The sequence below is a fragment of the Croceitalea sp. W27 genome, assembly GCF_055693185.1.
The window spans coordinates 1,990,227-2,012,489 of the sequence record NZ_CM146327.1 but is presented as its reverse complement, the minus strand read 5'-3'; the positions used below and the strand labels follow the sequence as shown (position 1 = coordinate 2,012,489).

Here is a 22,263-nt window from a genome sequence, read left to right as displayed (position 1 = left end):
GTATTAACCTCTTCGTTTAAAATAGCCCAACAACTTTTTCACATAGCTTTCATCTACGCGGCAATCAATAACACCGCTTCCAGACTTTGTAAATGCAGTATTAAAATAATCCACTTTTTCTAAATGGTAACGCCAATATTCATGGCGCACTTTTTTTGAGCTAGTATTTACTAATTTGACCCCACCAGTTTCGGTGTCCTGCACCTGAATCATTCCTAGATTCGGGATATATTCTTCTTTCTCATCGTAAACTCGTATGCCCGTAACATCATGTTTATTTCCTACAATGCGAAGTGTATTGTCGTAAGCATCAGCAATAAAATCTGAGAGAACAAAAACGATTGCCTTTTTCTTCATCACATTGGTAAGAAACTTAAGTGCTTCGGCTATATTGGTTTCTTTACTTTGAGGCTTAAACTCTAGTAGTTCACGAATAATTCTAAGCACATGACTTTTTCCTTTTTTTGGAGGAATAAAAAGCTCTACTTCGTTGGAGAATAAAATAAGACCTACTTTATCATTGTTCTGCATTGCCGAGAAAGCCAGGGTGGCCGATATTTCGGTAAGCACGTCTTTCTTAAACTGATTGGTAGTTGCAAAAAGTTCAGAGCCACTAACATCTACCATGAGCATCATGGTCAGCTCACGCTCTTCTTCAAATACTTTAACGTATGGTTCGTTATAGCGTGCGGTAACATTCCAGTCTATCGAACGCACATCATCGCCAAATTGGTACTGCCTAACCTCACTAAACGTCATACCCCGCCCCTTAAAGGTAGAGTGGTACTCTCCTCCAAAGATATGATCGGACAACCGTCGTGTCTTGATCTCAATCTTCCGTACTTTCTTAAGTAACTCTTTTGTATTCATTTAGTTCAGTAAACAGGGATTAGTATGCAGCGGTCAATGCTTGTAATGCAGCTTTAAGCACTTTTTGCCGTTTCACTGACAACTGATTTAAGGCACTTCAACCTCGTTTACAATCTTGTTTATGATTTCTTCTGAAGTAATATTCTCTGCTTCGGCCTCGTATGTAATTCCAATTCTATGACGAAGAACGTCATGTACGACGGCACGAACATCTTCGGGTATTACATATCCTCTTCGTTTAATAAATGCATAGCACTTAGAAGCATTGGCAAGGTTGATACTTCCTCTCGGGGAAGCCCCAAAACTAATTAGGGGTTTTAAATTTTCAAGGTTATATTTTTCTGGATATCGAGTAGCAAAAACAATATCAAGAATATATTTTTCAATTTTCTCATCCATATAAACCTCGCGAACTGCCTTTTGGGCACTAAGAATCTGTTTAACGGTAATTACCGGCTTAATGGCCTCACCTCCTCCGTTGAGGTTTTGGCGTATGATCAATTGTTCTTCGTTCAGTTTTGGATAATCTATTACCGTTTTCAGCATAAAACGGTCGACCTGGGCTTCTGGCAAAGGGTAAGTTCCTTCTTGTTCAACAGGGTTTTGCGTGGCCATTACCAAGAATGGAGGCGTTAGTTTAAAAGTTTCATCACCAATGGTAACCTGCTTTTCTTGCATCGCCTCTAGTAGCGCAGATTGTACTTTTGCGGGCGCACGGTTGATTTCATCTGCCAATACAAAGTTGGCAAAAATGGGTCCTTTTTTAATCGAGAAATCGTTCTCTTTTATATTGTAGATCATCGTACCTACAACATCTGCAGGTAAAAGATCAGGGGTAAACTGAATTCTACTAAAACTACCTTTGACAGCCTTTGCCAAGGTATTAATGGCCAATGTTTTTGCTAAACCCGGCACACCTTCCAGTAAAATATGACCTTGCCCTAACAGCCCTATGAGCAGTCGCTCGATCATATGGTTTTGCCCAACAATGGCTTTATTCATTTCCAGTGTAAGTAGGTCTATAAAAGCACTTTCTTGAGCAATTTTCTCGTTTACGGCGCTTATGTCTATCGTAGTATTTTCTTCCATAGGAAATTATGTGATTGCTTATATTTTAATTCAGAATTTTAACAGAGTGCAAAATGAAAATTTATTTAAAATTCACCTGTTAATTATTGGTTAAAAAAACTTTGAAACCCCAAGTTTTATGAAGAGTTTAAGGGATTAATTTTATAAATTCACTGCATATGCAAGAAACTAATTTATACTCAAAAATTATTGCCGGAACCATGACCTGGGGAAGTTGGGGAAAACGGCTTTCAATATCCGAAATAACAGATGTGATGAATTACTGTGTCGAAGTTGGAATTACCACTTTTGACCATGCCGATATTTATGGCGATTATGAAAATGAAACGGGCTTTGGAAAGGCTTATGCCAAAAGCGGCTTAGACCGGTCAAAAATTCAATTGATAAGTAAGTGTGGTATACAAATGACAAGCGGTCGAAACAACAAAGTAGCCCATTACCAATATGATGCCGATTATATTATTTGGTCAGCGGAACAATCATTAAAAAAGTTACAAACAGATTACCTAGACTTATTACTCTTGCATAGACCAAGCCCGTTAATGCAACCCGATGAAATCGCCGAGGGTATTCAAAAACTTATGGCGGATGGTAAGATAAAAGCTTTTGGGGTTTCTAATTTCTCACCTTCACAGATAGCAATGCTAGAAACCAGATTATCGGTTACGGGCAATCAAGTGGAATTCTCGTTGACCCATGACCAACCCATGTATGATGGCACTTTTGATGATTGTATTGCTAAAAATAGAATGGCAATGTCTTGGAGTCCACTGGGAAACTATTTTAGAGAAGAAAATGAGCAGAACTCCCGCATAAAAGCAGTGATGGAAGCCTTAAAGGAAAAGTATAACGCAGATGAAAGTCAGTTGCTTTTGGCCTTTATTTTAAAACATCCTGTAGGAATTTATCCCGTAGTGGGCACGGCAACAAAGGAACGTTTAAAAGCTTCAATGGAAGCGGTTTCCATAGCACTAGAATTAGAAGATTGGTTCGTATTGCTTGAAGCGAGCAAGGGGGAACAAGTACCATAAAAAATTACACATAATGAAAACTTCATTGATTACTGGGGCTACAAGTGGAATAGGAAAAGCTACCGCTGAACTTTTTGCCAAAAACGGCTTTCGATTGATTCTCTGCGGACGTCGACAAGAACGGCTTGACCAATTAAAAAAGAAACTGGGAAACCTTACGGAAGTAACAACATTGAATTTTGATGTTCGTGATAAAAATCTTGTATTCAAACAGATAGAATCTTTAAAAGAACCATTTTCCAAAATAGACATTTTAATTAACAATGCCGGAAACGCTCATGGCTTGGATAAAGTTGATGAAGGAAGCCTTGATGATTGGGATGCTATGTTAGACATCAACGTTAAGGGGCTTTTGTATGTGTCAAAGGCTGTTATGCCGCAGATGGTTGCACGTAAAGCGGGGCATATCATAAACATCGGTTCTACGGCCGGCAAAGAAGTTTACCCTAAAGGTAATGTGTATTGTGCCTCAAAACATGCCGTTGACGCCATCAACCAAGGTATGCGATTAGATTTAAATGATTACGGCATTCGGGTAGGAGCCATAAACCCTGGTTTGGTAGAAACCGAATTTAGTGAAGTTCGGTTTAAGGGAGATTCAGAAAGGGCAGAAAAAGTGTATCAAGGCTTTGAAGCACTAAGACCTGAAGATATTGCCGATATTATACACTTTGTGGTTACAAGGCCATACCACGTGAACATTGCCGATTTGGTTGTTATGTGTACCGCTCAGGCAAGTAGCATTATCGTGAAAAGAAAATAGTTTCGAGTTGGGAGGAACAAACGAATCAGGGATAGTGGTCAAAATATAGTTATATGTCAGTTCGAGTGATTTTGAGGTACGAAAAATAGTATCGAGAACTAGTTTAGGTGGAAAATTCTTGTTCTCGATACAAAATTTACTCATTTACTATCGCAAATTTCACTCGAACTGACGAATATCATCAAATTAAATAACAGTTTTGTTTTAGCTATGATCAACAAACGTCTTCTTGTAAAAAACCTTCTCGCTCATAACGATGAGAATAGTTTTTATGACAAGAAACGTTTTATCGCTATAGGCGAAAAAGAAGGCAAGGCTAAATTCTTAAAGCATGTCTGTGCCTTGGCAAACAGTAACCCTAAAAACAATTCGTTTATTGTAATTGGAGTTGAGGATGAAGACAACAAGATTGTAGGGGTAGACTTTTTTGATGATAGCAAAATTCAGAATCTGGTCAACGCATATCTAGATAATCCTCCAAAAATTGCCTACGAGAATATTCCTTTTCCGCATTTGCCCGAAGGTAAGGTGGTAGGTTTGGTTACCATTACCTCGAGCGGTAAAGTTTGTGCACTACGAAAGAATATATGGAAGTATTATGGTGGTGCGGTTTTTTTTAGGGAAGGTAGTATCAGCTTACCAAAAGCCTTTGATGTCAAGCTAGAGGACATTAATTCTGAAAAAGTAGCGACCATTGAGCAGCACGCGCGTAATAATATTGAACTGACGCTAGACGGAGTTATCGATTTTATAAATAATCGCCATGCCGATTTAACGAGCAATTACAAGGTTTTTAAGGAACAATTTGTGGTCTGTTGGGCTGGAAATCAAAAAAAGGTGGGAGACGATATGTACTATTCCCGGGTTGACATCGAGCTTATTAATGAACAGGTAAAACTATTTTACTCCGCTCTTGATGAGATTACCATTTCTTATGATGAAGACTCCTTTACAACACTAGAATATGTGCAGCTAGGTCTGGGAAAGCAACAAAAATATTACCCTTTGGAAGAGGTGACAATAACTTTTTCGGAAAATGGAAAATATACAATAAATAGCAACTTAGTTTTTGATCCACCACAATATGATAAAAAGACGCTCCATCATATTTTAAATACGAATAATGCCTTAATAAAAAAATTGGAAAAGGGAATTCAACTAAATTCCTCTGAACTTGAGGATTTAAACCACTTGCCAGACACGTATTTAATTTGCTATTTAAATGGCTTTGAAGAAGCCAAAGATCAAATGGAAAAAGCTAGGGTTATTTTAAAGAAGATTGATAAAAGGGTACACCTATCATTAAAAGAGGCCCTGCGTGTGTTAAGAAAAGTGAGGTATAGTTAGTTAAATAGTTACACGTCTTAAGTTTGATTTTGATTATTTTACTTGTATAAATCAGAAATAACAAAAGACTTGTTTTTTACCTCTGTTCTTTGTTGGCGGTAGTTATTTATTTCGTTCAATTAGTTTTCTAAGTTTATAGGGTTTAATTTTTTAATTACTTCTGAGCTTACCCAATAAAAATTTGATAATTCATTTTCTTCGTTATATCTACTAAATAATAAATATTTACCGTCGGGAGTTAAACTTGGACAAGTCTCGTCATAAGTTGTATTTATTCTTGTCCCTAAATTTATTGGAATTGTCCATTTACCGTTCTCCTCCTTAAAGCAAACATAAATGTCATTGTCCTTTCTGCCTTTGTTTTCTTTATTTCGAGCATTTAACAATAAGTAATCTTGTTCTGGTGAAATGAATCCGTGAATACCAAATTCAATCCGACTATCTTTAACTTCATCGAGTTTTTCATTCCCCTTAGACGCATAGAATATTTTAAATTTCGAAATGTTCGTATAAAAGAAATCTCCATTATTGGACTGATTTAAGTAAAAGACTTCATCATCATTAATTGGAGAATTTAATTTTTCGGCATCACTCCATGAATTTTCTAAACGATTCACGTACCAAATTTTTGTGTCGGTATAGTCCGTATTGTGAGCTGTGAAGTATATTTTATCATTTTTCAAGTCAACAAATGGATGCATTTCGGCATCTTTTATTCCTTTTGTGAAACTTATTTTCGCGGGCGATGTCCATTTTCCATTTTCGAGTTCAGAGAAGTAGATAACAGGTAAAGAATCATTTTTACTTGCCGAGAAATAGAGTTCATCTAAACTTGGTGAAAAGGAAATTCCATATTCGTTTCTTCCATTTATTGAAACAATATTAGGTGCAAAAATCACAGGTTCCATATTAGGAGGACTTTGGCCAAAGTATGAAACAACATTCGTTTGGATTTCAGATTTCTTTGACTTTTCCTTTTTCAAATTACAAGAACTAAAAAGGATTAAAAGTAAGATGTATGTTATGAAATTAATTCGCATGTTTAATTATTAACTCTAATTACCGCCAACGCTCGGGCTAAGCGTAGTGCGGTTTTAGAGATGCGATTCCTTTTGCGCCATACTCCGAAGCTAAAGCTTATTGTTTAGTTTTATTTTTTCTTGTCCAAAGCTAAATCCATAAGATTTAGCGACTTCATAAATATACACAGACCTTTCGGTTTTGCCCTAAAGTCCGCATTACGTTTAGGTTTTGTTGTGCTTTCGTTATTCTTTTGTAGTTTTTAATTCAGAGTCAATTAATTTTATTAGAGCATTGACCTTTTCATTAAGACCCATCTGACTTTCTTCAATCTCCCAATAAAATTGGTTTCTAAGACTTCGAAGAAAATACATAAACTCTTTATCCATTTTTAGTTGACTATAATTATTGGGTATCATTTCAATCTCTAAGTCGTCAAAGATTTTTGTCTCTCGATACTTTTCGTAATTCCCATTCCACATAGCGTTAAATCGCGAATTAAAAAGAGTTGAATTTGCATCTTCAATTCTTTGAACGTATTGAGCTATTTGTTTATCAAATGCATTGTTCGACCATGAATAATAACTGACTAATCCATCCCTTAAATCATCATTAGATATTAGATTTAAATCATTTGATTTTAGAGCTTCAAAGACTTCAGTATTTATTTTAGGTATCCAAGTCTGTGTAGTGTTTGCAAAATGGTAATTCAAGGAATCATGATATGGTAAATCTTGCTCAAGATGATTTAATAAAATGGAAATGGATTCTTTATTGGACATATATTTGTTAAATCTGAAATCATTGTATTTTATATCCTCATTTAGACTTTGTTTGAAGTTTTTTAGAAACTTGATTTCTTCCACTTTTAGCTTTTCCCTTTCGTTCCAATTACTAATACTTAGAGCAATTAATATTCCGATTACAACAAGTACTATTTCTCCAATCGCATATATCAGATACTTGCTGAATTTATTTTCAGAGAGTAGTTTTTGTCTAATTTTTCTAAAGAATTTTATCATTGTTTAGTGGTTTCTGATAATGAAGCACAACGACCTGCTAAACGCAGTTCGGTGATTTCTACGGAAATATAGCAAAATCAAATCAACTATGTAGCGGATATTAGTCATCCTTATAGATTCGCTATATAGTTCGTCAAGTAGTTCGCGTTAGCGAACGTACCCTTGTTGATTTTGCGTTATTGGGAGTATAAATTACCGTGCCAAATTGCTTTTAGCTTATGTTATTGCACGTTAGCCGCTTGAGCGGACAGCTAGGAGCTGTTTGTAGTAAAAGTGATTAAGCAATTTGGTTTAGCAGGTCGTTAGAGCACATTTCTTTTTGGGCGGGAGTGCCATGGCACGGAGCAAAAAAAGTCAGCTTCAGCTGAATGTGCTCTAACGGTTCGGCTATGGCAAGTAGGGCAGGCAAGGAAACTTTTCGTTTCCGTCTGGTCTGCGAGCCAGAGCTTTTTGTTTTGTAATTAATTTTTCTTTTTTAATTGCCAAATCCAAAAGATTTGGCGGACTTAGTAAACAAGCCCAAACCTTTAAATATGGCACTTTATGCCCTATTTGCTATAGCATCTATGAAAAAGCAGTAAGTCGAGTATCTTAAAGGTTAGCAAAAAACTTAAGATATGGACACTCAAATTACTGCAACACCTAAGTTATACATTGGCATTGACATCCACAAACGGAGCTGGAAGGTACATTGTGCCACTGATATCGGAATGGGCAAGACCTTTTCCATGGTTCCGGACGCTTATCAATTGGAGAGCTACGTGAACAAGTACTATGGTGGCCACCATGTCAGCACTGTCTATGAGGCGGGCTGCTGCGGTTATTCCGCCCACCGTTGTTTTGAGTCCTATGGTTGGGATTCAATGGTAGTGAACCCGGCGGATGTTTTCCGCCGTGGCAAGGAGCGCCATACCAAGACCGATAGCATAGATGCGCAACTATTGGCAAGGGAGCTCAAGGACGGCAGGTTGGCCGGTATCGAGGTACCGGATCCCAAGCGTGAGCAGCTTCGCAGCCTGTTCCGAAGGAGGAACGACCTTGTGAAGGACATGCGCCAGATAAAGAGCTACATCAAGATGCAGTTGCTCTATTATGGTATCAAGGTGCCCGAACAGTACGACAACGACCACTGGAGCCATGGTTTCAGGCATTGGTTGGATGCCCTGGACTTTGAGTTCCAAACGGGCAAGGAGTCATTGGAGAGCCGCATGCGGAGCTTTAGGTTCATCGACCGGGAGTTCAGGGACGTTTCCACACAACTGCGCAAATGGACCAAGAAACATTACAAAGAAGATTATATGCTCCTGCGCAGTATCCCGGGAATCGGCCCCATAGTTGCCAGTGGCATCTTGAGCGAGCTGGGGGACCTGCGAAGGTTCAGGAACATCAAACAGCTGGCGGGCTATGTTGGTCTCTCCCCTGGCATTTACCAAAGCGGGGACACTCTAAAACATACGGGAATGGCCATGCGTGCGCACCGTTTGGTGCGCAGTTATTTCATTGAGGCATCATGGCAGGCGATACGTGCCGACCCCATTATGCAGCGGTATTACAGGAAACACCAAGGAAAGAACGTTAAAAAAGTAATCGTTAAAGTGGCCAGAAAGCTATTGAGCCGGACATTGGCCGTTATCAAAACAAGGACGCCCTATGAAATAGGGGTAGTAGAATAAAAACAATGATAGCCAAGCTCATTTAAAGGCAAACGTTCAAAGCACATAACAATGTAGGTGAGGCCCGTATTCAGGTCATCACATCGGTTAGCAAGTGATTGAACGTATTATAGCTTATAATCATACAGATGCTGGTGACGACTTTAAAGACGATCACATATAGGATGCTGAGCAAGTTATACTAAAAAGAAAAAAGTGGTTTAAGATAAAAATTACATATTAACTATCTTTGGGACACTGGACTATGGCTTTTCATAGGAGCCATTGTTATGCTCTGTTTTTTTCATTTCTATTCATCAAAAAGGTCTGATTTAGAAATCTGTCTTGAAATATCTTCTAATTCATTCCAAACTCCATTTTCATCTGCAGTTCCAAAAAATGCTATTACTAAATTTCGCGAAGGTGAAATGAAAAGTCCTTGACCACTAAAACCACCTTTATAAAAATCTCCATCTTCCATTACTTTGTCCCATTGATAGGTGTTGTGATGTACTTTCTCATTGTTAAGCATATATTTATCCGAACCGTATGCAGTTATTAATTGAGGACGACCTTGATTTTGAATTTTATCAAAATATTCTTTGGAAACGAAAGCGTTTTCTTTTGTACGATTGTCGGTTAAAAACATATATCCAAAACGAGCTAAATCTCGAAGTGTAGAACTGATTCCAGCGTGAGAAACACTTGTACCATTGGTTTGCGTAATAAACGCATCAGATTCCGCACCAATTTTTTGCCAAATTTCACGTTCAATATTTTCCGCATATGAAAGTCCAGTTAATCTCTCAATTAAGCAAGAAAGGACAAACGTGTTTGCTGAAGTGTATTCAAATATCTTTCCCGAAGCTTTTGCAGACGACAAGGATTTAATGTGTGCAAAAGCATTTTCTGCGGTCTTTTCAGTGCGTTTTAAAAATCCAAGAGAAGCTTCAAATTGATAATAACAAGTTTCTGGATTCTCGAAAGCACCATCAACCCATTCACGACAATCAATTCCAGAAGCCATATCAAGAATATCAATAATAGGCACGTTTTCCCATCCTGAACCTTTAAGTTCCGTCAGGTAAAGGTCAATTGGTTTTGTTACATCAAGTTGCTTTCTGTCTTCCAGAATTGCAATAATAGTTGAAGCAAATACTTTAGATACTGACCAATAAAGATGTCTGTCATTTGGAAGCATTCTTGGGTAGGCTTCATATATAATTCCGTCACCTTGTAATATAATCATACCATCCACTTTCTCACTATTTTTCACATAGTCTTGAAGTGTCATTTCGCCCAATTGAGAATTAATCTTAAGTTCTGCAATTTCTTTTCGATAATCTTCTTTTAAACTTTTAATATACCCAGTTCCCCTGATTGTAGCGTGAGTCCAAAATTCAGGCATATTTAAAAATATGTAACGAGAAATTTCACCACCATCATCCCAATTATCCAAATTCCATTTATTTATTATAGACTGTCTTTCTTCATTAGAGAAATCCTTATATGTTTGTGCTAACGCACTAGAAAATGGAAAAATTAATAAAAGAAGCAGTAGTCTGTAATAGTTCATCTTTAATACGTTCGGTTTTTAGAAATTGAGCATAACGCACGAATAAACAAACTAGTTTGTTTATTTCTATTTTATAGTAATTTAATGAAATCCATTGAAATAGTATTGTTTATAGGGTTTTAGAAGTATAGTATGCATTTACAAACGACTTTTATACTCCTAATCCATTTTTCTAGCCCATACTAATTGATAAGGCTTAATTTCTAGAAACCCACTATTCAATTTGGTCTTTTTAGCAGTTATCAAATCTTTAAATTCTTTGTTTTTAAGATAACCTAGTTTTTCTAGAAACCCTCCATCTATTACTTCTCTGGTATTATTAAAATTACAAATGACTAAAACCCCGTCTTTTTTCTCTCCTTTTCTTTCAAAAATTAGAATATGATTGTTATTGGTACGGTGAAGTTCAATATTGTTCTCATCAGCAAAGAATGGATGCTTTTTACGCAGCGCAATCATGTTTTTTAAAGCAAAAAACACTTTAGTCTGTGGCGTGTCTTTTTTATCTAAATCAGCAATAATATTCCAATTTTGATAGGGGCGATTTACCCATCTATTATCATCTTTTCTATCTTTATCTTTTAGAAAAGAATAATCATTTAACGTAGCAATTTCATCACCTGCATAAATTAATGGGATTCCACCAAAAGCTAAAATAATACCATGCAGCATAATAATTTTAGCTACAGATTCCCTTATCAAAGTAGTATCATTCTCTTCAATACCTTTTTCTAAGCCTAACAATGACGCGGCACTACCTGTAATTCTGCCATCGCCCGTTTTTGGGTTGTACATAAAGAGCAATCCTTTTGCGGGTGACCAATCTAGTTTTTGGCAATAATAGTCGAGCAGAAATTTTCGATGATCTTGCGGATTCCAACCCATTTCATGTATAAAGCGGTCATCTAAGCCAAGCCCTATATCGTCATGACATCGTATATAATTTATCCAAGTGCAGTATTTGGGCTTTTGCGGAATAGTGGTCAAACTTTTTTGTAAAAGAACTGTTTCTTTTGTAGCAATGGAATTCCATAATAAAGCCATTAATGAAGCATTATAGGCAACTTCACATTCGTTGCCAGTTTTGTTACCCTCACCAAAGTATTTAATGATATCGGTTGGGGCTACAATAGCTTCTGCCAATAGAATACTTCCTGGGGCAACAATCTGCAAACACATTCTAAAAAGTGAAGTAAGTACATGTGCTTCAGGAAGGTTTTGAGAGATGGTTCCCTTTTTTTTCCAAAGAAAGGCCAAAGCATCGAACCGAACGACGTCAACACCAAGATTTACTAGGTTTACCAAATTAGTTAGCATTTCTAGAAAAACTTCAGGATTGGTATAATTTAAATCCCATTGGTAATTATTGAAGCAAGTCATGACCCACTTATTCATCTCTGGCACGAAAGTGTAATTGCCAGGTGCGGTTTCAGGAAAGATTTCTGGTAGGTTGTGTTCGAACTCATCAGGAACTTCACGATCCGTATAAGTGTAATAATATTCTTGATATTTTTTATTACCGGCCATTGCCTTTTTGGCCCAAGGATATTCGTTAGAAGTATGGTTTACCACGAAATCTAGCATTAGGTACATTTCTTTATCTCGTAGCGCTGCAGTTAGTTTTTCGAAATCTTTTTGGGTTCCGTACTTTTTATCGATTTGGTCATAACTATTTACGGCATAACCTCCATCATTTTCTCCCTCAGGTCTTGTGGTAAGGGGCATAAGATGCAAAAAGTTTATGCCTAATTCTTCAAAATAAGAAAGCTTTTTGTGCAGGCCTTTAATGTCTTTGTTAAAGTGGTCCACATAGAGTTGTGTGCCAACCAATTTTTCAGATTGATACCAATTGCCTTTTTTTAAACGAACAATATCAAGCTGTTTTAGATTTTCTGGTCTGGTTTTAAAAAGCTCGTGGAGCTGTTTTAAGAGTTTTTCAAATGTTGGCCTGTAATGTTCTTCTGGATATAGGGAAAAAAATAAGTCTTTTATTAAAGTAAGGTTAGTGCTAAAACGTAATTCGAATAGCTCATTTAAACTTTGACCTTCTTTTTTAGAAGAAAGTAGTTTGTGTAATGCGGCTTGATTCATTTAGGCCTCTAGTTGGGTTAAACTGGGTAGCGCTACAATGGCGCCAAACTTGGTTGCGGTAATAGCTCCGGCTTTATTGGCTTTCTCGACCATTTTCAATAGTGCTTGATCATCATTGAACAGAGCTTCGATACTGGGTAAAAGGCTAATTTGATAAAGAAGGCAGCCAATAAATGCATCTCCCGCGCCAGTGGTATCTACTGCTGAAACAGCTATGCTTGGTACGGTTTTTTGAAGTGTTTTGGTGCTGACAAAAGTTCCTTCCTTTCCTAAGGTAACTGTGATTATTTCTGCCCCTATCTCATGTAAAAAAGCGCAGGCTTCTTCAACGGTATCTTTGCCTGATAATAGCAAGGCCTCCTCCAAACTAAATTTACACAGGTGCGATTTTTCAATATAGGGCATACACTTTTTTGTAAATGTAGCTTCATCATCGCCCCAAAGGTCACTTCTAAAATTTGGGTCAAAAGCGATAAAAGATTCATTGCAAAGCCCATCAAAAAGATAATGTCCGTAAGCTTTTTCAAGAGGCCCGCCAAGTAAGGCAGTAGCCGCGCCAAAGTGCAATATATTTTTTTTGAATTCAGTTTTTATAGAAGAATCGTATTTCAATTGCTCATCGGCACCTCTATTAAAAACAAAATCACGTTCGCCGTCTTCTGCAATAGAGACAAAGGCCAAAGTCGTAAAGATATTTGAACGTTGGGCCATAGAAATATCCACACCTTCATTTTTCAAAACATCCAATAAAAAACTTCCAAAGGAATCTTTGCCCACACAGCCTATAAAAGAACTTTTTCCGCCGAGTTTGGCAATGGCACAAGCCACATTGGCCGGTGCACCACCCGCTTTTTTGGTAAAATTCATTGCTTTTGAAAGATTACTGCCTTGGTTTTCGGCCACAAAATCAATCAATAATTCACCTATACAAAAGACTCGAGTCATGCCTTCATGATATTTTAATAACACAAGGTACACAGAAAACGTACTTATGACCAAAAAAACAGGGGAAGAGGTGTTTTTTGCGGACAAATTTTACCTTAAGTTTTCAGCACTAAATTTATTTGTGGCTATTATTGTCTAAATATTTGAATATGCGAAGACTTGTAATCGGGGATGTACATTCAGGTAAAAAAGCAATACCCCAACTATTACAGCGGGCCAAGGTGACCAAAAAAGATCACTTGATTTTTTTGGGAGATTATGTAGACTCGTGGAGTGAGGCCTTTGAAACTGTTGCGTATTTAATCGAACTACAGCAAACCCATAACTGTCTTTTTATACGAGGAAACCATGATGAACTTTGCTATGAGTGGATGCTAAGCGGGGAAGAAAATCCGCAGTGGCTTGCCCATGGCGGAACCGCAACAAGAGATTCGTATCTAAAAGCTGGGAAGGAAAATTGGGGTCCGCACCTTAACTTTTACAAGAATTTGAGAAACAACTATTTAGATAAGGATCAGCGCCTCTATCTTCATGCCGGTTTTACAAATTTGAAAGGAATAGAATATGAATATTTTGATCAATTGTTCTATTGGGATAGAACGCTCTGGGAATTGGCACGCGCCCTAAACCCTAAATTAAAACAAACTGATAAAGACTTTCCAAAACGATTAACGCATTATAAAGAGATATTTATTGGGCATACCCCAATTTCAAAAACAGGCGTTGCCGTGCCCCAACAAGGAGGAAATGTGTGGAATGTTGACACCGGGGCTGCTTTTAAAGGACCATTGACCATTATGGATGTTGAAACAAAAGCTTTCTGGCAAAGTGACCCTGTTCATTTGCTCTATCCAAACGAAAAAGGAAGAAACTAGAAACTTCAACATATTTTTCAAATAATTATAGAGACCTTTGTAAAAATTCCAAAGATGTCCGAAAAGAATATAAGGTTAGAGGTGATGCAAGCTGTAGAGCCACAGGTTGAAGGTTTTATGGAAGATTTTTTGGTAGCCCCAGAAAAAATATGGCAACCGACCGATTTCTTGCCCGATTCTCAAAAAGACACTTTTTTTGATGAGGTCGAGCAAATTAGGGAAGAATCTAAGGAGTTGGGATATGACTTTTGGGTAACCTTAGTCGCCGACACAATTACAGAAGAAGCATTGCCGACCTATGAATCTTGGTTAATGGATGTAGAAGGAGTAGACCAACATTCTGGCAAGCAAAATGGATGGTCAAAATGGGTTAGGGCATGGACTGCTGAAGAAAATAGGCATGGAGACGTGCTTAATAAATATTTATACTTGTCTGGTAGGGTAAATATGCGCGAAATTGAGATTACTACGCAACACTTGATTGCTGATGGTTTTGATATCGGTACAGATAGAGACCCCTATAAAAACTTCGTCTACACTACTTTTCAAGAATTGGCAACAAATATCTCCCACAAACGTGTTGGTAAAATGGCCAAACAAAAAGGGAACAGTTTGTTAGGTAAAATGTGTACCATAATCGCGGGCGATGAAATGCGACATCATTTGGCTTACAGAGAATTCGTTAAAACGATTTTAGGCCAAGACCCAAATGGAATGTTGTTGGCTTTTGCAGATATGATGAAAAAGAAGATTGTTATGCCGGCCCATTTTTTAAGGGAATCGGGGGGTGAAATAGGTACGGCTTTTGAGCTTTTTTCAAATTGTGCACAACGACTAGGGGTGTATACCGCACAAGATTATATAGATATTCTCAAAAAACTGAATGACTATTGGGCTATTGGTAACCTAGGACAACTTTCAGATCAAGCTGAAAAAGCCAGGGACTACTTGATGAAATTGCCCGACCGATTACAAAGAATATCTGAACGTATGATTTTTGAACAAGATCAATACAAGTTCAAGTGGGTAGAAGCTAACGGAATGTTATAAAAAAACCGGTCTTGTTAAAGACCGGTTTTTTTGTTGATTATTTAGTATTTGGATAATTATAACTTACCTCCTTTATGTTCATCTTGCCATTTAGCAAGTTTTTTCCAGTCTCCTTTGTAGGCCATTTTCGCTTGCAGCGGCCATGAAGCTGGGTCATGAATGCGATAGCGCTCACCGCCAGAATTTAAAACCTCTTGACATTTAGCGACAGAAGCTTCCGATAAGGCCTTCCAGGTCTTAATATCAAAATTGTGGAAAAGACCTTCTATTTTCGGTCCGATACCTTCAACAACTTTAAGGTCGTCTTGCTTAACGCGCTTGCCAAAGGCGGCTTTGGCGGCATTTGCATCAAAAGCGGCGGCCGCAATGGAAGCTGGCGCAACTTTAGCTTTAGGGGTAGCCTTTTTCTTAGGGGCTACTGCGGCAGGAGCTACGGTCAACTTCTTGTTGCAGGCATCTAAGTCTGCTTTTAATTGTGCATTTTTATCCTCTAAGACTTTAAGTTCTGCAGAGTTATCTATTACTTCACTGTTTCCCTTGCCCCAGTAATAGCCTATAATTCCACAAATTAAACCAGTTAAAAGCGGAATTAACCAGCACCAGATGTTCATATTTTCAAAATCCATTTTTATATGTTTTAGTATTGTGTTATTTAATTTAGTGTTACAACAGTTCTTCTGTTTTTAGACCTGCCTTCTTCGGTTGCATTGGTCGCAATAGGAGAATCAGGGCCTTTTGAACTAGTCTTGATTTTTGATGCGGTGATTCCGTTTTTTATAAGGTATGCCATAGCAAAATCTGCCCGCTCTAGGCCTAATCTAATATTGGTCGTTCTAGAGCCAGTATTATCGGTATGACCTACAACATTGCATGTGGCGCCATCTACCTTGTCTAGATAACGTGCTATCTTGGCCACTTTTTCACGTTGCTCAGGCGTTAAATTAATAGCTGCTTCACCCGTATTAAAATATAATACTAAGGGGTTCGCCTTGATATCATCATAAAGTGCTTTTAGCGCTTCGCCAGCATCTTCGGCCTGTGTATTAATTTCATAGGTAATTGGGCCCAAGAGCGTGTCCTCGAGAGGAATTAAATCATCCATCAATTTTCCGAACGTATTTGTCTGTGCAGAAGGAATACCTTGTGAAACAAAGTAGTTTTTTACTTTGTTTGCTCGGGCTAAGCCTAAGTTTGGGAAAGCCGTATTATTGGTTTCTTCACTTTTGTATAAGCCTGTGATGTTAATCACTTTGTTAGTGTTTTCTGCCAAATAACCCTTTAATCCTTCTATTCCACTGCCGATAGTATCGGATAGGGGAGTTAAAAAAGAGGCTGAGGAAAGTTTAAAATTGAAATTTTCTTGAACCTCAAAAGCGTAATCTCCATCTTTAAAAGAAAAGGGGAAAGTAGTGGCTTCTGGTTCTTTGGGAGGAACTATCTCTTCTTGTGCTGCTTCAGCATCAGTATCGGCCACTTGGGTTCCGCATTCACTGCAACAGCTTAGATAAAAATAGATTCCTGCTAAGATCGTAATGATCATACCTAATAGATAGGACAGGTTTCTAGTCATGTTAATAGTAATTAGTGTTTAAGACCCCAAAGTATTAAAAATCTCTTAAAAAAAGTTAAATTTTTCAAAGGAATTTCTTAGAAACCAATTAGTTGGATGAGAAAAGGAATCAACCCAATTTTTATTCTAGGCGCAAAAAAGGATAAAAAATGACCAAATACACAATTTTCTCTACAAGTTATATGAGTGTTAATTGACCTAAAACATAACAGTAAGAAATTAGAACAAAATTTTGGTAATAACCCTATTTCTCCCGACAAAGTTCCGGCACTGAGATAGGGTTTTCAAATATTAAGTTTGAGTTAGTTAAGTTGGTTTTAAACCGTTGTTCTTAGTGGGGCAGCGGTTTTACTTTTAAGAAGGCCATAGCCTTACCTGATAAAAAAGCTTCCCATCTAAAACTGAATAGGAAGCTTTTTTTAAAGTGTTATATGGTAATAAATATTACAAGTCAAACTTAATTCCCTGTGCTAGGGGCAGCTCTGTTGTATAGTTAATGGTGTTGGTTTGTCTACGCATATAAATTTTCCATGCATCAGAACCGCTTTCGCGGCCTCCCCCCGTTTCTTTTTCACCACCAAAAGCACCGCCAATCTCAGCTCCTGAAGTACCAATATTAACATTGGCGATACCACAATCGCTACCTGATGCAGATAAAAAACGCTCAGCTTCCCTTAGATTGTTTGTCATGATAGCCGAAGACAAGCCTTGTACAACACCGTTTTGTTGTGCAATGGCGTTTTCTACTTCACCAGAATACTTAAGCAAATATAATATCGGTGCAAAGGTCTCTTCTTGAACAATATTGAAGCTATTATCTGCTTCTACAATTGCAGGTTTTACATAACAACCACTTTCATAGCCATCTCCTGAGAGTATACCGCCTTCAACTAAAACAGACCCCCCTTCTTCTTTTGCTTTTTCTAAAGCATCCGTATACATTTTTGCTGCATCAGTGTCTATTAAAGGCCCGACATGATTGTTTTCATCTAAAGGATTTCCAATGCGAAGTTGCTTGTAGGCATCAACTACGGCGTTTTTAACATTATCGTAAACGGATTCATGAATAATTAATCTTCTGGTAGAGGTACAGCGTTGACCGGCCGTACCGACTGCTCCGAAAACAGCGCCTATAACCGTCATTTTTATATCTGCATCGGGGGTAACGATTATAGCATTGTTACCACCAAGTTCCAATAGTGATTTTCCCAATCTTGCAGCTACAGCCTGAGCAACTATTTTACCCATTCTTATAGAACCGGTTGCAGAAATTAAAGGAACTCTCTTATCATTGGTCATTAACTCACCTACTTTGTAATCACCATTTATCAAACATGAGATTCCTTCCGGTAAATTGTTTTGCTTTAAAACATGTGCAATAATATTTTGGCAGGCTACACCGCATAATGGTGTTTTTTCCGAAGGTTTCCAAACACAAACATCTCCGGAAATCCAGGCCAATGCGGTATTCCAAGCCCATACCGCTACCGGAAAGTTAAAGGCAGAAATAATACCTACAACACCAAGTGGGTGATACTGCTCGTACATGCGATGCCCCGGTCGTTCAGAATGCATGGTAAGGCCATGCAACTGCCTTGAAAGCCCTACGGCAAAATCGCAGATATCAATCATTTCTTGTACCTCTCCAAGACCTTCTTGATATGATTTACCCATTTCATAAGAGACCAATTTACCTAATGGTTCTTTAAGCTCTCTTAGTCTTTCTCCGAACTGACGGACCATCTCACCTCTTTGAGGTGCGGGCACCGAGCGCCAATCTATAAAGGCTTTAGTAGCTGTATTCAATACTTTTTCATAGTCATCTTTGGTGGTGCTTTTCACTTTTCCGATAAGCGAGCCATCGACCGGGGAATATGATTCAATCAACTCTCCAGAACCAAAATTATTGGAACCTGTTGAGGTTCCTGAATTGATTTCTTTTAGGCCAAGTTGTTCAAGGGCTTTGTCTAAGCCGAAAGTAGCTGCGATTTTTGACATTTTATAACTTTTAAAAAGTGTATTGTTAGATTTTTCACAAAACTACAAAGAATAGTATTGTTAGTTGCGAAGTAGGTAATTCAATATTTAGCGGATGAAAAGCCAAAGAACGATACCGATTAATGCTGGAACTGCCTGGACAAAGAATATTTTCTTTGACACCGAAAACCCGCCATAAATTCCCGCAATTGCAACGCAGGCAAGAAAAAATAAAGCCACGTTGGCCGCCCATAAGGGATTGCCTATAAAAATTGACCAAATTAGACCGGCAGCTAGAAAGCCATTATAGAGCCCTTGATTGGCAGCCATACTTTTGGTAGGCTCGAATAAGTCTGCAGGAAAGTTTCGAAATACCTTTTTCCCTTTCGTAGTCCAAGCAAACATCTCTAGCCATAAAAAATAGAAATGCATTAAGGCGACGATTACGGTTATAACTTTAGCTAATATGAGTATCATTCTTCTTTTTCAGAAAGGTATAAAATTATTCTCACAGCAGGTTTTTGCAAATAAAAAGGTCTGCATCACCACAGACCTTTTCTCCAAACCTCAATACTTAATTTAAAACATGTATCTATTTCTTAACCTTATTTATATCTTGAAAAATAATTGTGTGTAGTATAATTTCCCTTTGTCATCGGCCTTTACGCTTATAGTGGTATGTGTAAAGTCACCTTCTATTGCATCTCTATGTGATTTGCTGTTTAACCAGCCTTTTAATGCTTGTTCGGCTTTTGGATAGTTTTTGGCTACATTTTCTTTTACAACAGAGGCACCCGTTTCGTTAGCTACTCCATTTGCTCTTGAATTAAAGTTGTCATGGCTAATTTTTCCTTCAGCAATCATATAGCTATTATGCTCTTCGGCATACTTATAGGTTTCGTTGCTATATACCAATTTGGTCAAGCCCATTTCTTCTCTGTGTGAATTGATTGCTTCAAAAACTTCTTTCTCTACGGTAGAAGCATTTAGCGTTGTACTTTCTAATGCGGTGTTCTCATTTTCGTATAAGGCTTCTTCATTTTCTATTGAAGGTGACGAACAAGAAGCAAGAACAATTATAATAAGTAATAAAAAGATGTAATTTGATTTCATGATTTGGGGGAATCTTTGAATCGTTTTTGTTATTTTTTTGCTCAGCGAAACTACAACTGAACTCCACTTTACGCATTAAAAAACCTTTATCGTGGTTAAAAATTTCGATAAGCTGCAAAATAAGAACCTATAAGGGCTTATCGATGAAAGACAAGGGTTTTTTCATCGTTAAAAAGCTGCTTTTCATGGCATTTTTAACACTTTATCGCCGTTAATGCCCCTTTCAAGGATGTAAGAAAATACTTGCTATAGAGAAACTGCAAAAAACATCGTTCATTTACAACAATGTAGTATTCATTTTATTAGTTGAAGAAGATTTGTGTAAAGTAAAGGTCGCCCTCAGAATTTCTCTTTACACTAATTGCGGTATGCGTATAAATGTCTTCAATATTTTTTTTATGTGATTCGCTCTTTAACCAACCGTTGAAAACCGATTCTGCAGATGAATAATCTTTGGCTACATTTTCGCCAACCCTTTCTGCATTTGCTTCTGACGAAATTCTCGACGCCCGTCGATTAAAATTATCGTGGCTTAGACTGCCTTTCGCAATCATATAGTCATTATGTTCACCAGCATAAGTATAGGCAACCTCGTTGAAATTTAATTTATCTAGCCCTAGTGTACTTCTGTGAGAATTGACAAGTTCCATTATTTCGGCTTCTAATCTGGTGTCGTTAAGGGCCTCGACGGTATTGGGTTCTGCTAGTTCTTCGGTTGTGCAAGACAAGGCAAATAGTGCACATGTAAATAAAAGTAGTCTTAAAAATAGTGTCCTGCTCATTCGTATCTTACTTGATAGCGGCAGTTCATAATGAAGATATGGGGTAAACTTCAATGCTCTAAGAAGAGCAGGTTTAAATGTAGCCTCTTTGGCAAATTCAAACTAAGGTACTCTTGTGATTTTCGATGTAGTGTATGATTTATAGGAAGAAATACCTAATAAAGCTATTTTTTGGCCTCATCATCAACTTTTTCCTCTTTAAAAACCTGACTAAAAACAAAAGCGCCGATATCTCGAACTGGTCTATAAAGTATCGATTCATTCTGGGTGTCTTTATTAATAAAGTTAAAAGATGATGTCGCCTTTTCAAAAAACACGAGCATTGCGCCCAAAATTATAGCTACTTTCAAGGCCCCAAAAATTCCACCGGCAATTTTATTCAGAATCCCTAGCATGGCAAAATCTGCTATTTTGGTAAGTAATTTCCCTGCCAGGCCGACGAGTACAATTATGGCCACAAAAGTGATCAAGAAAGCCGTCACCTTAATATACTTTTCGTTCCATTCCATATTTTGCCATAGATAGTCCCCAGCGATATAAGAAAAGTGAATAGCGCCATAAATTCCGGCTACAAGGGCGACCAGAGAAGCAAGTTCTACAAAAAGGCCGTTTTTTAAGCCTTTATAAAGTCCCCACACGAGAAGAATGCCTAAAACGATGTCGAGAAAACTCATGATAATGGTGTTTTGAACAAATATAGGATATTGAATTTGTACCTTTGAATTTTATCTTTTTATGGCCAGAGATACAGTTTTAAAAGAACGATGGGATGTACTTGTAGAAAAACTTTCTGCGCAATTTGCAGATGGTGACCTGTTGGAGTTGGACGCTATTATTTATTTAGTAGGAGTACAAGAATTAGGGCAATATGAAAAAAAGTATAAGAAAGACGAAAAGGTAAATTTAATGCATATTGCAATTTGTAGATTACTCGAACCTTATGGGTATTATGAGTTCGATTTTTTTGATGACGATGGCTGGCCGCACTACAATATAAAGGCAGAACTACCTCCTTTAAAGGCCGGTGAGCAGACCGTTTTAATGAAAGAGGCGATTGTAAGTTATTTTTTAGAGAAAGAATATATTCAATAATGGAATTAAAAAAGCCTTACTACGCCGTGATTTTTACCAATACAAGAACATCAGGTGATAATGGTTACAGTGAAACCGCGATTAAAATGGAAAAGCTTGCCAGGGAACAACCCGGATTTTTAGATTTTGAAAGTGCTCGTTCGGGTTTAGGAATCGCGATAAGTTACTGGGAATCGCAAGAGGCCATCGTAAACTGGAAGGCTAATTTAGAACACCTTACGGCGCAAGACAGGGGCGTAAAAGAATGGTATTCTTGGTATAAAGTAAGGGTCTGTGTGGTAGAACGAGAATATGACTTTGGCCATAAGCCCAGTATGTAAGGGAACAAAAAATTAATAATAGCATAGTGTAGCATACATATTTTTGCATCTTTGTATAAAATTTATGAAAAAGAACAG

The 22,263-nt window shown here is 37.6% G+C and carries 22 protein-coding genes; 8 read left to right on the top strand and 14 right to left on the bottom strand.

Going from position 1 to position 22,263, the window contains the following annotated elements; all coding sequences use genetic code 11:
- Nucleotides 1–3 precede the first annotated feature (3 nt).
- Together ACZ1GR_RS09095 and ACZ1GR_RS09090 are read right to left on the bottom strand one after the other, a co-directional pair.
- Complete coding sequence (locus ACZ1GR_RS09095; RefSeq protein ID WP_472608685.1) at nucleotides 4–870, bottom strand: DUF58 domain-containing protein; 867 nt, start codon at nucleotides 868–870, stop codon at nucleotides 4–6.
- Between the two features lie 87 nt (nucleotides 871–957).
- A complete protein-coding gene (locus tag ACZ1GR_RS09090) occupies nucleotides 958–1,959 on the bottom strand; it encodes an AAA family ATPase (protein ID WP_377766218.1) in 1,002 nt (333 codons plus the stop codon).
- A gap of 158 nt (nucleotides 1,960–2,117) precedes the next feature.
- Here ACZ1GR_RS09090 and ACZ1GR_RS09085 point away from each other — a divergent pair, with 158 nt between their 5' ends.
- The 3 genes from ACZ1GR_RS09085 to ACZ1GR_RS09075 all read left to right on the top strand — a co-directional run bounded on the left by ACZ1GR_RS09085 (nucleotide 2,118) and on the right by ACZ1GR_RS09075 (nucleotide 5,100).
- The gene (locus tag ACZ1GR_RS09085) at nucleotides 2,118–2,990 is read left to right on the top strand and encodes an aldo/keto reductase (RefSeq protein WP_472608684.1); all 873 of its coding nucleotides are present in this window, start codon (nucleotides 2,118–2,120) and stop codon (nucleotides 2,988–2,990) included.
- A gap of 13 nt (nucleotides 2,991–3,003) precedes the next feature.
- The gene (locus ACZ1GR_RS09080; protein WP_472608683.1) at nucleotides 3,004–3,753 is read left to right on the top strand and encodes an SDR family NAD(P)-dependent oxidoreductase; all 750 of its coding nucleotides are present in this window, start codon (nucleotides 3,004–3,006) and stop codon (nucleotides 3,751–3,753) included.
- A 210-nt stretch (nucleotides 3,754–3,963) separates the two neighbouring features.
- Nucleotides 3,964–5,100, top strand: coding sequence for a DUF5929 domain-containing protein (locus ACZ1GR_RS09075; protein ID WP_472608682.1), 1,137 nt, complete (start codon nucleotides 3,964–3,966; stop codon nucleotides 5,098–5,100).
- A 119-nt stretch (nucleotides 5,101–5,219) separates the two neighbouring features.
- On the opposite strand, the gene ACZ1GR_RS09070 is transcribed toward ACZ1GR_RS09075, so the two are convergent.
- Nucleotides 5,220–6,083, bottom strand: coding sequence for a hypothetical protein (locus ACZ1GR_RS09070; RefSeq protein ID WP_472608681.1), 864 nt, complete (start codon nucleotides 6,081–6,083; stop codon nucleotides 5,220–5,222).
- 282 nt (nucleotides 6,084–6,365) lie between these two features.
- Nucleotides 6,366–7,142 (bottom strand): DUF6090 family protein, encoded by a 777-nt coding sequence (locus ACZ1GR_RS09065; protein WP_472608680.1) that lies wholly within the window; start codon nucleotides 7,140–7,142, stop codon nucleotides 6,366–6,368.
- 617 nt (nucleotides 7,143–7,759) lie between these two features.
- Here ACZ1GR_RS09065 and ACZ1GR_RS09060 point away from each other — a divergent pair.
- Nucleotides 7,760–8,815 (top strand): IS110 family RNA-guided transposase, encoded by a 1,056-nt coding sequence (locus ACZ1GR_RS09060; protein ID WP_472608679.1) that lies wholly within the window; start codon nucleotides 7,760–7,762, stop codon nucleotides 8,813–8,815.
- Nucleotides 8,816–9,104: 289 nt separating this feature from the next.
- Here ACZ1GR_RS09060 and ACZ1GR_RS09055 read toward each other — a convergent pair whose 3' ends face one another.
- From ACZ1GR_RS09055 to ACZ1GR_RS09045, 3 genes are all read right to left on the bottom strand, one after another.
- Entirely contained in the window at nucleotides 9,105–10,370 is a 1,266-nt protein-coding gene (locus ACZ1GR_RS09055) for a serine hydrolase domain-containing protein (RefSeq protein WP_472608678.1), read from the bottom strand.
- A gap of 159 nt (nucleotides 10,371–10,529) precedes the next feature.
- A complete protein-coding gene (locus ACZ1GR_RS09050) occupies nucleotides 10,530–12,461 on the bottom strand; it encodes an alpha-amylase family protein (protein ID WP_472608677.1) in 1,932 nt (643 codons plus the stop codon).
- Nucleotides 12,462–13,406: a carbohydrate kinase family protein gene (locus tag ACZ1GR_RS09045; protein ID WP_472608676.1), complete on the bottom strand. Its 945-nt coding sequence runs from the start codon at nucleotides 13,404–13,406 to the stop codon at nucleotides 12,462–12,464.
- Nucleotides 13,407–13,555: 149 nt separating this feature from the next.
- On the opposite strand from ACZ1GR_RS09045, the gene ACZ1GR_RS09040 reads away from it, so the two are divergent.
- Complete coding sequence (locus ACZ1GR_RS09040; protein ID WP_472608675.1) at nucleotides 13,556–14,281, top strand: metallophosphoesterase; 726 nt, start codon at nucleotides 13,556–13,558, stop codon at nucleotides 14,279–14,281.
- A gap of 54 nt (nucleotides 14,282–14,335) precedes the next feature.
- Nucleotides 14,336–15,331: an acyl-ACP desaturase gene (locus ACZ1GR_RS09035; protein ID WP_377766211.1), complete on the top strand. Its 996-nt coding sequence runs from the start codon at nucleotides 14,336–14,338 to the stop codon at nucleotides 15,329–15,331.
- 56 nt (nucleotides 15,332–15,387) lie between these two features.
- On the opposite strand, the gene ACZ1GR_RS09030 is transcribed toward ACZ1GR_RS09035, so the two are convergent.
- The 7 genes from ACZ1GR_RS09030 to ACZ1GR_RS09000 all read right to left on the bottom strand — a co-directional run bounded on the left by ACZ1GR_RS09030 (nucleotide 15,388) and on the right by ACZ1GR_RS09000 (nucleotide 21,447).
- On the bottom strand, nucleotides 15,388–15,957 hold the full coding sequence (locus ACZ1GR_RS09030; RefSeq protein ID WP_472608674.1) for a hypothetical protein: 570 nt from the start codon (nucleotides 15,955–15,957) through the stop codon (nucleotides 15,388–15,390).
- A 26-nt stretch (nucleotides 15,958–15,983) separates the two neighbouring features.
- The gene (locus ACZ1GR_RS09025) at nucleotides 15,984–16,871 is read right to left on the bottom strand and encodes an OmpA family protein (RefSeq protein ID WP_472608673.1); all 888 of its coding nucleotides are present in this window, start codon (nucleotides 16,869–16,871) and stop codon (nucleotides 15,984–15,986) included.
- 474 nt (nucleotides 16,872–17,345) lie between these two features.
- Complete coding sequence (gene amaB, locus ACZ1GR_RS09020; protein ID WP_472608672.1) at nucleotides 17,346–18,899, bottom strand: L-piperidine-6-carboxylate dehydrogenase; 1,554 nt, start codon at nucleotides 18,897–18,899, stop codon at nucleotides 17,346–17,348.
- A gap of 87 nt (nucleotides 18,900–18,986) precedes the next feature.
- Nucleotides 18,987–19,355, bottom strand: coding sequence for a DUF1304 domain-containing protein (locus ACZ1GR_RS09015; protein ID WP_472608671.1), 369 nt, complete (start codon nucleotides 19,353–19,355; stop codon nucleotides 18,987–18,989).
- 132 nt (nucleotides 19,356–19,487) lie between these two features.
- Nucleotides 19,488–19,991 (bottom strand): CAP domain-containing protein, encoded by a 504-nt coding sequence (locus ACZ1GR_RS09010; protein WP_472608670.1) that lies wholly within the window; start codon nucleotides 19,989–19,991, stop codon nucleotides 19,488–19,490.
- A 302-nt stretch (nucleotides 19,992–20,293) separates the two neighbouring features.
- Entirely contained in the window at nucleotides 20,294–20,773 is a 480-nt protein-coding gene (locus ACZ1GR_RS09005; RefSeq protein ID WP_472608669.1) for a CAP domain-containing protein, read from the bottom strand.
- Nucleotides 20,774–20,937: 164 nt separating this feature from the next.
- Nucleotides 20,938–21,447, bottom strand: coding sequence for a CvpA family protein (locus tag ACZ1GR_RS09000; protein ID WP_472608668.1), 510 nt, complete (start codon nucleotides 21,445–21,447; stop codon nucleotides 20,938–20,940).
- Between the two features lie 61 nt (nucleotides 21,448–21,508).
- Here ACZ1GR_RS09000 and ACZ1GR_RS08995 point away from each other — a divergent pair, with 61 nt between their 5' ends.
- Nucleotides 21,509–21,865 carry a hypothetical protein gene (locus tag ACZ1GR_RS08995; protein WP_472608667.1) on the top strand — a complete coding sequence of 119 codons (357 nt, stop codon included), beginning with the start codon at nucleotides 21,509–21,511 and terminating at the stop codon, nucleotides 21,863–21,865.
- Nucleotides 21,865–22,185, top strand: a complete 321-nt coding sequence (locus tag ACZ1GR_RS08990) for an antibiotic biosynthesis monooxygenase family protein (protein ID WP_472608666.1) — start codon at nucleotides 21,865–21,867, stop codon at nucleotides 22,183–22,185. The genes ACZ1GR_RS08995 and ACZ1GR_RS08990 overlap by 1 nt, the downstream gene beginning before the upstream one ends.
- The last annotated feature ends 78 nt before the right edge of the window (nucleotides 22,186–22,263 follow it).

Coding starts and splice junctions, on each gene's coding strand:
- ACZ1GR_RS09095 (WP_472608685.1), bottom strand. CDS start 870: ATGAATACAAAAGAGTTACTTAAGAAAGTACGGAAGATTGAGATCAAG.
- ACZ1GR_RS09090 (WP_377766218.1), bottom strand. CDS start 1,959: ATGGAAGAAAATACTACGATAGACATAAGCGCCGTAAACGAGAAAATT.
- ACZ1GR_RS09085 (WP_472608684.1), top strand. CDS start 2,118: ATGCAAGAAACTAATTTATACTCAAAAATTATTGCCGGAACCATGACC.
- ACZ1GR_RS09080 (WP_472608683.1), top strand. CDS start 3,004: ATGAAAACTTCATTGATTACTGGGGCTACAAGTGGAATAGGAAAAGCT.
- ACZ1GR_RS09075 (WP_472608682.1), top strand. CDS start 3,964: ATGATCAACAAACGTCTTCTTGTAAAAAACCTTCTCGCTCATAACGAT.
- ACZ1GR_RS09065 (WP_472608680.1), bottom strand. CDS start 7,142: ATGATAAAATTCTTTAGAAAAATTAGACAAAAACTACTCTCTGAAAAT.
- ACZ1GR_RS09060 (WP_472608679.1), top strand. CDS start 7,760: ATGGACACTCAAATTACTGCAACACCTAAGTTATACATTGGCATTGAC.
- ACZ1GR_RS09055 (WP_472608678.1), bottom strand. CDS start 10,370: ATGAACTATTACAGACTACTGCTTCTTTTATTAATTTTTCCATTTTCT.
- ACZ1GR_RS09050 (WP_472608677.1), bottom strand. CDS start 12,461: ATGAATCAAGCCGCATTACACAAACTACTTTCTTCTAAAAAAGAAGGT.
- ACZ1GR_RS09045 (WP_472608676.1), bottom strand. CDS start 13,406: ATGACTCGAGTCTTTTGTATAGGTGAATTATTGATTGATTTTGTGGCC.
- ACZ1GR_RS09040 (WP_472608675.1), top strand. CDS start 13,556: ATGCGAAGACTTGTAATCGGGGATGTACATTCAGGTAAAAAAGCAATA.
- ACZ1GR_RS09035 (WP_377766211.1), top strand. CDS start 14,336: ATGTCCGAAAAGAATATAAGGTTAGAGGTGATGCAAGCTGTAGAGCCA.
- ACZ1GR_RS09030 (WP_472608674.1), bottom strand. CDS start 15,957: ATGGATTTTGAAAATATGAACATCTGGTGCTGGTTAATTCCGCTTTTA.
- ACZ1GR_RS09025 (WP_472608673.1), bottom strand. CDS start 16,871: ATGATCATTACGATCTTAGCAGGAATCTATTTTTATCTAAGCTGTTGC.
- amaB (WP_472608672.1), bottom strand. CDS start 18,899: ATGTCAAAAATCGCAGCTACTTTCGGCTTAGACAAAGCCCTTGAACAA.
- ACZ1GR_RS09015 (WP_472608671.1), bottom strand. CDS start 19,355: ATGATACTCATATTAGCTAAAGTTATAACCGTAATCGTCGCCTTAATG.
- ACZ1GR_RS09010 (WP_472608670.1), bottom strand. CDS start 19,991: ATGAAATCAAATTACATCTTTTTATTACTTATTATAATTGTTCTTGCT.
- ACZ1GR_RS09005 (WP_472608669.1), bottom strand. CDS start 20,773: ATGAGCAGGACACTATTTTTAAGACTACTTTTATTTACATGTGCACTA.
- ACZ1GR_RS09000 (WP_472608668.1), bottom strand. CDS start 21,447: ATGAGTTTTCTCGACATCGTTTTAGGCATTCTTCTCGTGTGGGGACTT.
- ACZ1GR_RS08995 (WP_472608667.1), top strand. CDS start 21,509: ATGGCCAGAGATACAGTTTTAAAAGAACGATGGGATGTACTTGTAGAA.
- ACZ1GR_RS08990 (WP_472608666.1), top strand. CDS start 21,865: ATGGAATTAAAAAAGCCTTACTACGCCGTGATTTTTACCAATACAAGA.